The organism is Bacillus sp. FSL L8-0199 (genome assembly GCF_038005705.1).
In the GTDB taxonomy this organism is placed as follows: Bacteria; Bacillota; Bacilli; order Bacillales; family Bacillaceae_G; genus Bacillus_A; species Bacillus_A cereus.
In genome coordinates this window covers 203,157-215,981 of the sequence record NZ_JBBOTS010000004.1, presented here as the reverse complement: position 1 = coordinate 215,981, position 12,825 = coordinate 203,157, and the positions used below count along the sequence as shown (strand labels likewise).

The following is a 12,825-nucleotide window of genomic DNA, read 5'->3' as shown; positions in this document are numbered from 1 at the left end:
TTTGCGTTTAAGGAGGATTTTATGAAAATGAGAAAAGGATTATTATTGACTTGCGCATCATTAATGTTGGCATTACCATCAGTTGCAAGTGCGGCGAATAATGACATACCATTTTTTGATGGCAGTAAAAATTCGATTTTAAAATCTGATGAATTGCAATTAAGCGGTAATTTGCTTAGACCGGGTAGTGGCTATAAATCAAAAGAGTTCAATTATAAAGCTGACTTACATTTTCCTGCCGTTTACAATGGCTCTTTCAATTGGGGAAATCCATGGGAAAATCTAGTCCAAAATGAAGATACATCGGATCCTTATGTTCGAATTTCAAATGATGGGTACATTAACAGTGCAGTTATTGTTGGGGATCGAATGGTAACAGAAGTTGAACAAGTTACGAAAACTGTTATTAAAGATAAGTATTGGGGAGAACCCAATTTTGTTTTGGGGAATTTGAAGAAACATGATATTAAAAAATTTAATGGTCCTAATGTTACATTAGGAAAGTTTTATTGGATTAGGGATATAGCTTACCTTTCTGGTGGTTATGCAGGAGCTGGTGGTGTAGATAGTGTGAATAGGTATAGCTTGTGGTATGTACGTACAAGTAAGCCTGAGATAATTGATTTTAAAGTTATGAGTGGAAAAAAAGATGTACCTGTGAAATTTGCGTTTAACGGTTTTGAATATGTCAGCAAGGGAAAAGGATATAACGATAGAGATCCGAATGGGACAACAGTAAATCCATATCAATCAGCTGCTGGAGAACGGAACCGAGTTAAATGGCTGTTAGATATTACAAAAGATGGCGAAACTGTGCATCATCAAGAAAATTATTTACGTTCAAATCCACAAAAAGATAATCAAAAACCAAATGAAGGTGATGCAGGGCAATTTAAGTCAGAAGAATTAAAGTGGCAGCCACAAATGTGTGGCCGATATACTGCGAAAATTAAAGTTCTTGATGCTGTTCAGAGGGAATCAAACGAGAAAATCGTTGATTTCACTATAGATGATAACTGTGGTACGGAAGTAACACCTAACCCAGATCCAGGCGATGAAGAAGACTTTAAATATAAAATTGATTTTTCTGCTGACCGAATTGAAGGAGAAACAGCAAGAGAAGGAAAGAATATTAAAACAAGAGTAGATGTATCACGTGATAATTTTAAACCAGAGCGTGATCAATATAGAGCAAAGGTAAATAACAATATTAATAAGTCCCAGCAAGAAGTAAATACTTCTGAATCTGATAGGGATAGTGCACAGTCTAGTCTAAGTTATTGTCGTCGTAATCCAATTCATGAGGTAGATGCAGAAGGGAAGGATCACTACTATGATAGAGACTGCTCTTGGGAAGAAAATAGATTGGATAGTGCTGCAAGTAGGCTAGATACAGCAAGGCAGAAGTTAGAAAAAGAGAAAAACAAAATTAAAAAGTTAGATGCACTAGAAGCAAAATATGCAAATTCTGAAACAATAGTCGTGCTCAAGCATAACGGACAACAAGTAGCATCAGAAAAGGTAAGGTTAACTGAGGGAGAAAAGAAAACCCTGAACCTTGAATGGCAACATAAAGGTAAAGGAACAATTCAAGCGGAAATTAACCCTGCTGGTAATCGTATAGACATCGAAGAAATTACGTACAAAAATAATCCTATTAAAACAGCAATCTATGAGCCTTCAAAAGAAAAGGCAATGTGTGGTGTAACGAGTGTAAAAGGTGTAGTAGAAACAGTAAGTGAACGTGTATCAAAAGAAGATATAACTGGGGAAATGTATTATGAAACTTTGACAGGGAGTATTGATAATTTAGCTCCTTCTAAGCTACATTCTGGTTATGGATTTTCGTATGAAGTAAACGGTAAGTACAAAAATGATTGGAATGCAAATTACCCTGGTGTATTTACTGCTGCTAAGGCACAATACCCATTTGCAGACGAAGGATTAAAGTCTACTCAAGATTTAGAGAAGAAAGAACTTAAAGATAATACAGCAAAATTCTTACCTAAAAATATGTATTTATCTGAAGCAACAGGACATGTTTTTGATAGTAAAAGACCAACTAAGTCTTTATATTGGGATGGACAAGAGAAAATCATTGATGGCGGCCAAAAATGGTATTCACCACTGAAGACAAAAGATGGTGTATACACTTTTAATGTAGAAACAGCTCCAGCAGGTATCAATGAAATGAGTTTATGTTTAACTGAGCAAGTAGAGATTAAGGGTGTTGCGTACGATGATTTCATAAAAAGAAGAGTATTTCCTGATGATCCATTCCCTGGAGGAAGTGGAGTAGGATGGAACTGGGTAGGGAAAGAAGAACTACTTCATAAACTGACTGATTGGTATTACATGAAGAATGGGAAATAAAAATAAAATATAGTATAATTTGATGAATCGACACAATAATATATCCATCATAAACTAGTAGCTGAATGGATAAACCAAAGGCACATCCCTTAATGGGATGTGCCTTTTTTTCATAGAAAGGGGAAATTAGAGTGGATAAAAAGAAAAAACAACGTGTTAGACGTGTAATTATTATGGGGGTTGTCGCAATGATTGTATCGCTATACATTGGAAGCGAATTTCAGGATCGGAATGGGAAGAGTTATGCTCCAGCAAAGTATTTTGAAACAGGAACAAAATTGATTTCGTTTTGATAATAATTTGGTCTCTTTTACCAACTATCGTAAACAAATCTGCATGACATGTACTATAGTTGATGTTATAATATGTGTAGAAGTATTATAACAATAGTTTTTGCATAAACTAAAGAAGACGAAGTGCTGGTAACACTTCGCCTTATGTAACTGCTACCGCAAGGTGGATGGTTGCTAAAAAAGAGTTTATTTTTTCTTAGAATCACCCTTCAAACGCTTGCCGGCATTGTGGGTGGTTCTTTTCGTTTTTCGTCGCTTTTTTTGTATTTGCTTCCAAGACGTTGATAGGTATTTACCTACTCGTTTTGCAAAAAATACAGCGACTTCTCTAGCAATTACTTTCAGTATCTCAATTGCTATCGTGAAAAGTATATCCATTCGATCACCTCCTTTCTCCATAAAATCAAAGAGAAAGGATAGCAACCGACCACCCTGAAATATTCAGTTACGTTATATTCATTATACCATATTTGAGGGTGGGTTAATAGCTTGAAAACCTTGATATGACAACGTTTTTAAGGTTTTTCAAGTTTTGGGATCAGAGATTTGAAATGGTAAAAATAATATTTTTTTTAGAAATGATTGACATGAAACTCTATATATCATAATATTGAAATTGTAATATTAAAGAAACCAAATCCAACATTTTCATATAGACTTTAGATTAGCTAAAAGGACACACCTAAGGCGCATTATGCCATAGGTGTGTCCTTTTTTTGCGTTTAAAGGCTACATAAGGAGGAATACAAACATTGAAGCCATCTAAGTTTCAAAAGAAGCAGATTGCTGCGGTAGGTTTAGCTGCTGCAACAGTAGCGGGGATCTATGGATACAATCATTTCGCGGTAGAAAATGCTGTAAAACCAACAAAGATTGTTGTAGCCGCAAAGGATATACCTGCGCATACAGAAATTAAAGAAGACATGCTAGTGGAACGAACATTACCTGGTGATGCCATTCCACCAAATGCATTACGTGTAAACAAAAAAGATGTTGTAGGAAAGTGGACAAATGATGGGCAGCCCATTACAGAAAATAGCTATCTCTTTAAAAACAAGGTAGTAAAGAAAGAGGAGTTACCTGACTCTGCCATTTTAAATTTGAAAGATGGAGAAGTTGCTTTTCCGTTACTCGTTGATTTGGAAACAAGTTCAGGGAATAGTATTATTCCGAACACGTATGTGGACTTGTATTTCAAACAGGTTGTAAAAGAAGGGGACAATGAGAAGGTTGTATTCGGTGGTCTATTCCAACGTGTACGTGTGACTGCTGCAAAAGATAGCAATACAGAAGATGCATTTGTATTAGAAAAGAAAGAGTCAAAAGAGGAACAAGAAGGAAAACAAAAGCCAAAGGTAACGCGATTATATACACTGGCTGTTTCACCTGAACAACTTCAATATCTAAACCGTGCGAAAACACTTGGAGATGTAATTCCTGTTGCAGTTGGACAAAAGGTAGAACAAACAGGGAAAGAATTAGAACCTGCTGAAGGATTCTCGCAAATATCTGATCAAAAGAACATTTTAGACTATGTAGAGAAGCATTCGACCAATCCAATTTCTAAAAATGTAAAAGAGTATGTATCGCAGTATCTGAGCGAATCTAAGTGAGAAAGGAGTTTTTAAGATGGATCGGCAAGTAAGAATCATTGCCTTTTATGCCACAAATGAAAACGTAGGAAAAAGCTCGTTAAGTATTACGATGGCGAATGAATTGGCTCATTTAGGGAAAAAGGTGCTTTATGTAGAAGCGGACCAAGTAAGACCAAGCTTTGCGGTTACAACTGGTCTTAGCCATGAGAGTAAGAACATGCTAGAGCTTGTAAGAAAAGAGAATGAATACAATCTCTTGCAGTATATTTGTACCAAGCAAGATTTACTAGAGAAAAAAGTAAATCCAAGGTTGATACAAAAATTACACGATAAGATGGATTTTCTGGTATTTCCATCAGGCTATAACCTAGTTCAATTCCCTGAGATTCAAAACAAAGAATTGTTTGTAACGGCATTTATAGAATCACTTGTAGACACAGAATATGATTATATCATTCTATCGGTGCCAACTGAATTATCGGAGGTGTTGAGTTATCCAATCCTATATCAATCAGACCTTGTTGTTCATGTGCTAAATGGAAATCCTCGTGGTGCATTAGCTATCAAACGTGAATTACAACTAATAGAAGATGCAAAGTTAACATTACCGCGAATGATTCATGTGCTAAATATGGCAGATGAGAATTATGTAGAAGATATTGAAAAGCTTTCTTCCCAACATATTGCGGTGACAATTCCGTATGACAGAGATCGTACGAGTTACGAATGGGGGATGCAATTTGGCTCCCCACAAATTAATACAAAGGTCCATCACATTATGGAAGCAGCTGGTCTTAATATTCCATCCCAGCAATCCTCTATGAAAAAGGGTCTCTTTGGTTTACGAAGTTAAAAGGGGGACAAGGAGTATGTGGGGCTATTTACAGGAAAAACAAGTCGCCTTAAAGCGAAATCGAGTGGATTTATATCATTTTGGTTATAGGATTCGTGCCAAAACAGCTCGAAAGTTAGGTACAACTACAGCTCAACAAATCAAAGATATTACAGATGAAATTCGCGCATTTTTAGTAAAAGACCATCGTGATATTTTAAGTGAATCCTTTATGAATAAAGAAAAGAGAGCAACTGTAGAACAAATTATAAAAAGCTTTCTATTAAGCAATCAAGTTGTCATTTCAGAGGTACCTTCTGAACAGTTACTAAATATGGTGTGTGACGATATTGTGGGGTTTGGGATTATAGAACCTTTAAAAGAAGATAAGGATGTAACCGATATTTATATCAATGGCACAAAAGAAATCATTTACGAAAAAATTGGAGAGGGAGAATGTACATTTCCTTACCGATTTGAGACGGAAGAAGAAGTGAAAGCTCTAGCTTATAAGATGGTAAACAGTACATCAGAGTCATTAAATACAGCAAAGCCATATGTGGACTGCGTGTTTCCGTATATCCGTATCAATATTGCGTTAGATGAACTTGGGGGACTCGGAACAACAATAACGATTCGTAAGAATGCAGATCACCTTCGTGCCTCTGAAGAACGTATGTTATCTACCAATCAAGCATCGAAAGAAATGCTGAACTTTTTGGCTGCAGCTGTGAAAGCCAAAATGAATATTCTAGTTGCTGGAGCTACAGGTACCGGAAAATCAGAGTTTATGAAATATCTTGCCTCTCACATTCCGAAAGGAAAGAAAAAAGAACGTACTCTTGTAGTAGAAGATAACCCTGAATTATATTTGCATCGCATTTTTCCGGAACATCATTTTGTTCCGATGCAATGTAGGGCATCGGAAGTAGAAGAAAATGCAATCGACTTTGATAGATTGTTAACAAATGCTTTACGTCAAGGGCCAAAGCGATTAATTGTAGGGGAATCGAGGGGGAAAGAAGCATTAAAAATGATTAACTTTTTCCAAACAGGACATCCTGGTTTCACCTCTGTCCATGCAAGAAGTGCAAAAGAAGCAGTTAGGCGTTTAATGCTTATGTGTCTGCAAAGTGGTGCGAATATTGATGCCCAGTATTTATATGAATTGATTTCACAGACATTTGATGTAATTGTCTTTTTAGAAAAGAAAGATGATGGAAATCGCTATATTACAGAGATGATTGAGTTATTGGATTATCAAGATGATATACAGTTCAATCAGCTTTCTCAATTTATCCCTTCGGGTGAGGAATATGATGAAATGAATGAAAGAGTAGGAAAGATTCATGGAGATCATATCATTACAGCCAAGATGTCAGCTGAAATGGAGAAGAAATTCCGTTCTTCTACTGTAAATCCAGCTCTTTATGCATCATTCCTTTCACAACAGGAGGTGCAGTATGCATAGTTTATTGGCTTATGGATGTATATTTTTAATCTTTATTAGTGTTGGATTGCTCGTTTTACTTTTTACAAAATCTAAGGGTTCTGCTCTCTCTCAATTTGTACAAGAAAACGAGAAAGAAGAAAGGCGCTTGGAATTAAGAAATATTAAAGGGATACGAATGTATCTACCACAATCCGTTATCCAAGAAGCTCAAAAGTACGAATGGAAATTGACAAAGAGTATGTACTGGATATATACGATTCTTTCTGGGATGAGTATTGCAGCAGTATTCTATTTTTCTTTTGGTAGAGATCCTTTTACGCTGATTACCGTTTTATCTGGGTTTTTAGTTCCAAGGTTTCTTCTCTATCGAAGAAAAAAACGTTACTACTTGGTTGTCATTGATCGTCTTTCTATCTATATGAAAGCTGTAGCAAATGCACTTCAAATTAGTAACAATGCAAAACGGGTGTTAGTTCAGGTGAAACCAATGATGCATGAAAGCATTCAAGAAGAAATAGAAAAAGTTTCTCTTTTATTAGAAGGTGGAACCACAATGCATCGTGCATTTAGAGGATTCAATGAAACGTTTAACTTTAGAGAATTGGTTTTCTTCCATGAAATGTTGGAAGTGTGCAGTCGAGAAGGTGGAACAAATTCAGTACAAGTCCTACTAGATATTGCAGAAGATTTTGAAAAACAAAAACTATACCTGGCAAGATTGCGTTCTAGTTTGTCACAAGCACAACGTGCTTTTGTACAGAACTGCTTAATCGTTATCGCCATGCCAATTGTTATTATGTTGATGTCAAAAGAAGCATATGGATTTTTAGCAGGTTCTATGATGGGGAAAATCGCGTTAGCGGTAAATATGTTCATTGTCTTTTTCTTAGCAACCCGTGTAGAAAAGATTGCAAATTATAACCCAACAGAAAGAGGGGAATAAGGTGGCTACGATTTTAGCTGTAGTGGTATTCGTTGTCGTGTACTGGGTATTCTCTACCTTTCTACAAAGTAAAAAAGACAGTGGTAGCTTACTTACGAACTATGTAGAAAATGCAAAACGAATTGAAAAGAAGAATTTAAATCAAATGATGCTCGCTCCCTTCCAGTCGTTATCACATAAGTATCTGACAGAAGAAAAGAAAGAGCAGATTCAGAAAAAATTAGAAGAAGCTGGCCTGGATACGAAACCAGAAGAATATTTAAAAATGAAGGTAGCATATCCCATCATTTTCACCTCTGTTTTCTTGATATGTACGGTGTTCCATGATTACTACTTATTTAAAGTGGGTGTTTTGGTTTCACCGCTGCTTTATTTCTATCCTGATTATCTATTAAAGAGAAGAATCAAGCAGGCGATAGAAGCTAGGAAGTTCGAATTACCAGAGTATCTAATTCCTATGCTGCAGTTGTTAAAAACACATACAACATTAGAAGCAGTAAAAAAGGCGCAAATATATGCTGGAAGACATCTTCGTCCGTATGTATCTACACTTACTGCGGAATTAGAAATGTATGCAGGATCGGATCAACCATTTCGAAACTTTGCAGCAGCCTTAAATAGTCCAGAAGTAAATACCTTTACGATTGCATTGCAACAAGCGCAAAAAACGGACAAGGTACAGAGTCTTCGTATTATGGATGCACAGATTAAAATGATGCGTGAGTTAAAACATGAGAATTATAACCGTCTCATTCAAAATAAGCCAATGGAAATGAATAAATTTAACGTGGCTGTTATTGGTTGTATTGTGATTTATCCGATGGTGATTGTTATTCAATCTTTAATGCAAGGATTTGCAAGTTTATAGAAGGCATTGTCAAAAATGGAATAGGTAAAGGAGCAAAATATATGTTAACGAAAATGAAGAATTGGTTAAAAAATGAAGACTCACAATTATCATCAGAAAATGGTATGTTAATCGCCTTGGCGGTGATTATCGTATTAGTCATTGGCCCGTTTGTATGGAAAGCAATCCAAGGTGGTTATGATACGATTCTAGCTCGATTTACAAAAGCATCAAATAATGCAGATGTGAATTCTTGGAACAAGTAATAGAAGTTTTAGATGAATGATGTTTTTTATGTATAGCTCAAATAAATGGATAAGGGAGATTTAATCATGTTAGCAAAAATGAAAAATTGGTTAAAAAATGAGGATTCACAACTATCATCAGAAAACGGTATGTTAATTGCTTTGGCGGTCATTATCGTATTAGTAATTGGGCCATTTGTATGGAAAGCGATCCAAGGTGGTTATGATACGATCCTGGCACGATTCACAAAAGCATCAAGCAATGCAGACGTAAATTCTTGGAATAAGTAATTAAAGATTTAAATAGATAAGTTCTAATTCAAGTAAATTCTTAAAATCGATATATAAAGGAGACGAAATGAAATGTTAGCAAAAATGAAAAGTTGGTTAAAAAATGAAGACTCACAATTATCATCAGAAAACGGTATGTTAATCGCGTTAGCGGTGATTATCGTATTAGTTATTGGCCCATTTGTATGGAAGGCAATCCAAGGTGGTTATGATACGATCCTGGCACGATTCACAAAAGCATCAAGCAATGCAGATGTTGATTCTTGGAACAAAAAATAAATATAAAAATAAAAGAGGGGGCTACTCTAAAAGTGGTTCCCTTTTTTACTCAGCATTTTTTTTGAAATTAAGAGGGGAGTAAAGAAAATGGGTCTGTATATTGTGGGATTATTACTAAGTTACATGTTCCTAAATGTATTTACTGATTTGAAATATAGAAAAACAAAGAATATGTGGCATCTACTATTCTTAATATTGGGGATAGGAATCACGTATTTTGCTGGAATAAGAACAGGGAAAGAGATTGCAATTGTACTAGTCATGGCCTTAGCGTGTGGTTTATTGCTAGAGACATTTAAATTTTCTTCACCTGGTGATACCAAAATGCTTGTGGTGGTAGCTCTATATGTTAGCAATGTAGTAGAAGAATCGGCTATGCTTACCGCCATTACATTAACAGCTTTCCATTTACTATTCTTTTGGATTGCTAGTGTGTATCGATTAATTAAAATTTTAGGGTTTGTAGGAGCGATTAAAGACCAATTGGAGCATGCTGCTTCTATATTTGGGGCAAAACTACCAAAAAAAGAAATCAAGCTGATACAGAGCTTTCCAGGGGCTTGTTCTATTTTATTAGGAGCAATTGTGTATGTTGCGTTCACTATCTATCAAAACGGAGGTATGTTAGCTTGAATAGTAGAATCATTCATCAAAGAGAAACATATATTTATTTCACGATATTCGCACTAGTAGGGGTACTTATTGCAAATATGTTTATTCATATGGTGTTTATACTAGCGTATCCGTTACTTATCGGATTAATTGTACAGGTTGTTCTGCTTCAGAAGATGAAAAAACCTTTTTATCGGAGCGGAAAAGAATTAACGGAACAGTTAAAACTAAAGAATATATTTCTAGTAGAATCAAACATTTTAGGGGATGAAGAAGGAACCGTCTATGAGGTGCATCAAATGCCTTTTTCATTTTCTAATGGATTAATTAATAAAGATAAGAGTTATAAAGTCATAAAACAAGAGTATGATAGAAAAGTCAAAGAGGATCTAACGAAAATTGCAAAATGGCAAGTTACCACAAAAGCTAGACTTGTTACGACAACACATTTTCGTTTATATACAATTTGGCAGAAAAATAGTACGGGTTATCAATTGAAAAAAATAGAGGATTGTGTTGATCCATATGCAAAGATGAATCTCATACAATGGATGATTGCATCATTCTGTACGACTGGTCGTATCAAGTATGATAAGAAACCAAAAGAGTGGGAAAGCTACGAATGGATTGCGTTAAAATAAAAAGACAAAAGTACATAACTTTTGTCTTTTTATTAATTTATACAGCTCAATGAACTATGCATTTTTTTTAGCTAGTTCTAAATATGCTTCATGTTTAGTTATTCCACTGATATCAAGTCCGAAATCAAAATCATCATTTTTTGATTGGTAACCATAAGATACTAAACCGAAATCCTTATGATTCTCAGGGAAGTAAATTAGTACTTTTGCATTTTTATAGTCTTTTAAATGCAATAATTCGTACAGTTTTTCAATTAGATATTCGCTAATTAGGTTAATAGCACTTGTTCCGCCAACAATAGTATAAAGGTCATCATAAATGTGCAATGCATGATTTTTTCTATCAACGAATAGTAAAAAGTGATTGTAACCTACGTGGAAGTTTTCTATTACTAAATGGTATTGCTCATCATGGCTAGTAGGAAATAAGAAAATATCAAATGAATCTTTAGTTACCAAAATAGCTGTTTCTTCATTATTTGGGTCCTTTTTGAACATTTTAAACATGAAAATCCTCCTCTAAAGAACATGTGTTTGTTTCAATTGTAACACGAATTGGATTTAGTTAATAGTAAATAAAGGAAGAATAAAAATAAGGCCTTATTTTTTTATATAGGCCTTATTAAATGACGAATGAGATATGACTCAATATCTCATGTAGGATAATTTTATTATACATAATTTTCAAAAGAAACAAAAATAAACAAGTTCATTTTTGTGAGAAAACATAAAGTTATTGAAATTTAGATGCGAATTGATTAATATAAATATATATTTAATGTTTAATTGATTCCGTTTATTCCCACACCTTATTGTGTTGTGGTTGAGTTGTAGAAGCAAGTTGCGTCTTGTTTCATTTATGAAAGGGCTTCTTTGAGCCGATTAGTGTATATATAGCTTTTTTTGCTATGCACATTTTTAATCGACTTGAAGGAGCCCTTTTTGTGTTGTTTTCAAGTTAGGAATCACTTGAAAAAGGTAGTTAGATTTAGGTATACAAATAAAAAACACTGTGAGAAAAAACACAAGATTTGTGTTTTTTTTGCTTTGGAAGGGGATCATTATAATGAAATACGAACATGCAATTACACTAGATAAACCATTACTATCATTAGACGAGATAATAAAAATTTTTCAGAGGAATGAAGTTACTCAACCAATTCGAAAGCGTGATTCTAGCATTAGCTATGATACAGAAGATTATATTGCAGATAAAATGACAGCCTTACACATCAACTCTGATGAGTATTACAATACGATTTTTTTACCAATTTTAAACCATGATTGTGAAGAAGATTGTTATTTTCCATTTGAAAGGAAGTACTGTTTAGAGGTGTATGGCTATCCATGTACGTTAGAAGATGCGTTTAAGGAATGGGGTCTTTATATTATTAACAAAATGGATTGTACATTAGAAAAAGTAATGTCTGAGTATGTAGAGGTTACAAATCCTTTATTTGATCCGACTGTAGAAGAATTGGCCAGAATTATTAAATATAACAAAGAGCGTACTAAGGAGTGTAGTAGATTATTTAATATATCTCTTGAACCATTGAAGAAATTATTAAAGGAGTCCCCCCATACCGTTATTGAGATCATTCAAAACATTGAAATGGAGGACATATCAAAACTTCCTACACACTTAGGTGTTCAATTTGCTTATAGAAGGGAAACGAAAGAACTTTACATGTATTATGGAGAAAAACATTTGCCGTGGCTTTATCGAGTATTACTTTTTCTTCATATTTTTGAGTTATCTATTCTAAGTGTAAAGTGATCAATTGTTGTGAAGTAGAAAAATAATAAATATATAACCTGGGGGAAATTGAAATGAAAATGAGTTATGAAGTATCTATATTTTGTTCTGCACATCCAGATGATTTTATGCCAAATTTGCGTGCATTACGAATGCGAGTTACAAAGGAAGGAGCATTTTGGGAACGAGATTGTTATCAGTTTTCCATTAAACCATCAAACTTGTCACAGCGAGCAGCCAAACAAGCAGGGGAAATCAATTTGTATCATGTCTATTTCAATGGATGTATACGAGATTTCCTTTTTTTATTGGAGCGATGCTTTAGAGGGACAAGTTATCGCTTTACTGCAATCCGCGGTTTCCTAGAAATAGAAGGGTATTCCCTTAAGAAATGGAAACCGATTCTACACAGCCATTATGTAAAGCCTGCAGATGTGGATTGTCTTTTTAAGAAGGATGATCTAGCTATGATTGTGCATCATAATGGAGTGTTAGAAGTGGTTAAGCGTGCAGAAAAAGGTGAAGAATTAAAAAAAGTAAACTTTCTAAATGTAGATAGCTGGTTACAGGTACTAAATCCGACAAAAGAAGATCTATTCTCTTTAACAGGTGTGAGTGTATCTTAATGAGTAATTTGCAAAATCATGTGAAAGTGTACAGACAGA

General features: G+C 34.7%; 16 protein-coding genes. 14 read left to right on the top strand and 2 right to left on the bottom strand.

Features of this window, described 5'->3' with window-relative positions:
* Window positions 1-21 precede the first annotated feature (21 nt).
* Together NST86_RS32830 and NST86_RS32825 are read left to right on the top strand one after the other, a co-directional pair.
* The gene (locus NST86_RS32830; protein ID WP_340935390.1) at window positions 22-2,373 is read left to right on the top strand and encodes a hypothetical protein; all 2,352 of its coding nucleotides are present in this window, start codon (window positions 22-24) and stop codon (window positions 2,371-2,373) included.
* A gap of 131 nt (window positions 2,374-2,504) precedes the next feature.
* Window positions 2,505-2,666 carry a hypothetical protein gene (locus tag NST86_RS32825; protein ID WP_000358431.1) on the top strand — a complete coding sequence of 54 codons (162 nt, stop codon included), beginning with the start codon at window positions 2,505-2,507 and terminating at the stop codon, window positions 2,664-2,666.
* A gap of 186 nt (window positions 2,667-2,852) precedes the next feature.
* Here the strand turns inward: NST86_RS32825 and NST86_RS32820 are convergent, their stop codons facing one another.
* On the bottom strand, window positions 2,853-3,044 hold the full coding sequence (locus NST86_RS32820) for a hypothetical protein (protein ID WP_000353181.1): 192 nt from the start codon (window positions 3,042-3,044) through the stop codon (window positions 2,853-2,855).
* 374 nt (window positions 3,045-3,418) lie between these two features.
* Here NST86_RS32820 and cpaB point away from each other — a divergent pair, with 374 nt between their 5' ends.
* The 10 genes from cpaB (at window position 3,419) to NST86_RS32770 (ending at window position 10,404) form a co-directional block, all read left to right on the top strand.
* Entirely contained in the window at window positions 3,419-4,279 is an 861-nt protein-coding gene (cpaB, locus tag NST86_RS32815; protein ID WP_098341194.1) for a Flp pilus assembly protein CpaB, read from the top strand.
* Window positions 4,280-4,295: 16 nt separating this feature from the next.
* Window positions 4,296-5,114, top strand: a complete 819-nt coding sequence (locus tag NST86_RS32810; protein ID WP_324656744.1) for an AAA family ATPase — start codon at window positions 4,296-4,298, stop codon at window positions 5,112-5,114.
* A 16-nt stretch (window positions 5,115-5,130) separates the two neighbouring features.
* A complete protein-coding gene (locus NST86_RS32805; protein WP_340935385.1) occupies window positions 5,131-6,564 on the top strand; it encodes a CpaF family protein in 1,434 nt (477 codons plus the stop codon).
* On the top strand, window positions 6,557-7,489 hold the full coding sequence (locus NST86_RS32800) for a type II secretion system F family protein (protein WP_000555822.1): 933 nt from the start codon (window positions 6,557-6,559) through the stop codon (window positions 7,487-7,489). The genes NST86_RS32805 and NST86_RS32800 overlap by 8 nt, the downstream gene beginning before the upstream one ends.
* Before the next feature lies 1 nt (window position 7,490).
* The gene (locus NST86_RS32795; RefSeq protein ID WP_000201171.1) at window positions 7,491-8,357 is read left to right on the top strand and encodes a hypothetical protein; all 867 of its coding nucleotides are present in this window, start codon (window positions 7,491-7,493) and stop codon (window positions 8,355-8,357) included.
* Window positions 8,358-8,398: 41 nt separating this feature from the next.
* Window positions 8,399-8,602, top strand: a complete 204-nt coding sequence (locus NST86_RS32790) for a hypothetical protein (RefSeq protein ID WP_000956352.1) — start codon at window positions 8,399-8,401, stop codon at window positions 8,600-8,602.
* Between the two features lie 66 nt (window positions 8,603-8,668).
* The gene (locus NST86_RS32785) at window positions 8,669-8,872 is read left to right on the top strand and encodes a hypothetical protein (protein WP_000879955.1); all 204 of its coding nucleotides are present in this window, start codon (window positions 8,669-8,671) and stop codon (window positions 8,870-8,872) included.
* Between the two features lie 72 nt (window positions 8,873-8,944).
* Window positions 8,945-9,151 (top strand): hypothetical protein, encoded by a 207-nt coding sequence (locus NST86_RS32780; RefSeq protein ID WP_000879960.1) that lies wholly within the window; start codon window positions 8,945-8,947, stop codon window positions 9,149-9,151.
* A gap of 87 nt (window positions 9,152-9,238) precedes the next feature.
* Complete coding sequence (locus NST86_RS32775) at window positions 9,239-9,784, top strand: hypothetical protein (RefSeq protein ID WP_000525020.1); 546 nt, start codon at window positions 9,239-9,241, stop codon at window positions 9,782-9,784.
* Entirely contained in the window at window positions 9,781-10,404 is a 624-nt protein-coding gene (locus tag NST86_RS32770) for a hypothetical protein (protein ID WP_063676498.1), read from the top strand. Before NST86_RS32775 ends, NST86_RS32770 begins: the two co-directional genes overlap by 4 nt.
* A gap of 54 nt (window positions 10,405-10,458) precedes the next feature.
* Here NST86_RS32770 and NST86_RS32765 read toward each other — a convergent pair whose 3' ends face one another.
* Window positions 10,459-10,911 carry a hypothetical protein gene (locus tag NST86_RS32765; RefSeq protein WP_340935381.1) on the bottom strand — a complete coding sequence of 151 codons (453 nt, stop codon included), beginning with the start codon at window positions 10,909-10,911 and terminating at the stop codon, window positions 10,459-10,461.
* A gap of 559 nt (window positions 10,912-11,470) precedes the next feature.
* On the opposite strand from NST86_RS32765, the gene NST86_RS32760 reads away from it, so the two are divergent.
* Window positions 11,471-12,181, top strand: coding sequence for a hypothetical protein (locus NST86_RS32760; protein ID WP_000873000.1), 711 nt, complete (start codon window positions 11,471-11,473; stop codon window positions 12,179-12,181).
* A gap of 53 nt (window positions 12,182-12,234) precedes the next feature.
* Window positions 12,235-12,786 carry a hypothetical protein gene (locus NST86_RS32755; protein ID WP_000784217.1) on the top strand — a complete coding sequence of 184 codons (552 nt, stop codon included), beginning with the start codon at window positions 12,235-12,237 and terminating at the stop codon, window positions 12,784-12,786.
* Window positions 12,787-12,825: the final 39 nt, after the last annotated feature.

What these genes read in the sequence shown, in the direction of transcription:
- NST86_RS32830 (WP_340935390.1), top strand. Translation starts at nt 22, where the DNA reads ATGAAAATGAGAAAAGGATTATTATTGACTTGCGCATCATTAATGTTG.
- NST86_RS32820 (WP_000353181.1), bottom strand. Translation starts at nt 3,044, where the DNA reads ATGGATATACTTTTCACGATAGCAATTGAGATACTGAAAGTAATTGCT.
- NST86_RS32810 (WP_324656744.1), top strand. Translation starts at nt 4,296, where the DNA reads ATGGATCGGCAAGTAAGAATCATTGCCTTTTATGCCACAAATGAAAAC.
- NST86_RS32805 (WP_340935385.1), top strand. Translation starts at nt 5,131, where the DNA reads ATGTGGGGCTATTTACAGGAAAAACAAGTCGCCTTAAAGCGAAATCGA.
- NST86_RS32800 (WP_000555822.1), top strand. Translation starts at nt 6,557, where the DNA reads ATGCATAGTTTATTGGCTTATGGATGTATATTTTTAATCTTTATTAGT.
- NST86_RS32790 (WP_000956352.1), top strand. Translation starts at nt 8,399, where the DNA reads ATGTTAACGAAAATGAAGAATTGGTTAAAAAATGAAGACTCACAATTA.
- NST86_RS32785 (WP_000879955.1), top strand. Translation starts at nt 8,669, where the DNA reads ATGTTAGCAAAAATGAAAAATTGGTTAAAAAATGAGGATTCACAACTA.
- NST86_RS32780 (WP_000879960.1), top strand. Translation starts at nt 8,945, where the DNA reads ATGTTAGCAAAAATGAAAAGTTGGTTAAAAAATGAAGACTCACAATTA.
- NST86_RS32775 (WP_000525020.1), top strand. Translation starts at nt 9,239, where the DNA reads ATGGGTCTGTATATTGTGGGATTATTACTAAGTTACATGTTCCTAAAT.
- NST86_RS32765 (WP_340935381.1), bottom strand. Translation starts at nt 10,911, where the DNA reads ATGTTTAAAATGTTCAAAAAGGACCCAAATAATGAAGAAACAGCTATT.
- NST86_RS32760 (WP_000873000.1), top strand. Translation starts at nt 11,471, where the DNA reads ATGAAATACGAACATGCAATTACACTAGATAAACCATTACTATCATTA.
- NST86_RS32755 (WP_000784217.1), top strand. Translation starts at nt 12,235, where the DNA reads ATGAAAATGAGTTATGAAGTATCTATATTTTGTTCTGCACATCCAGAT.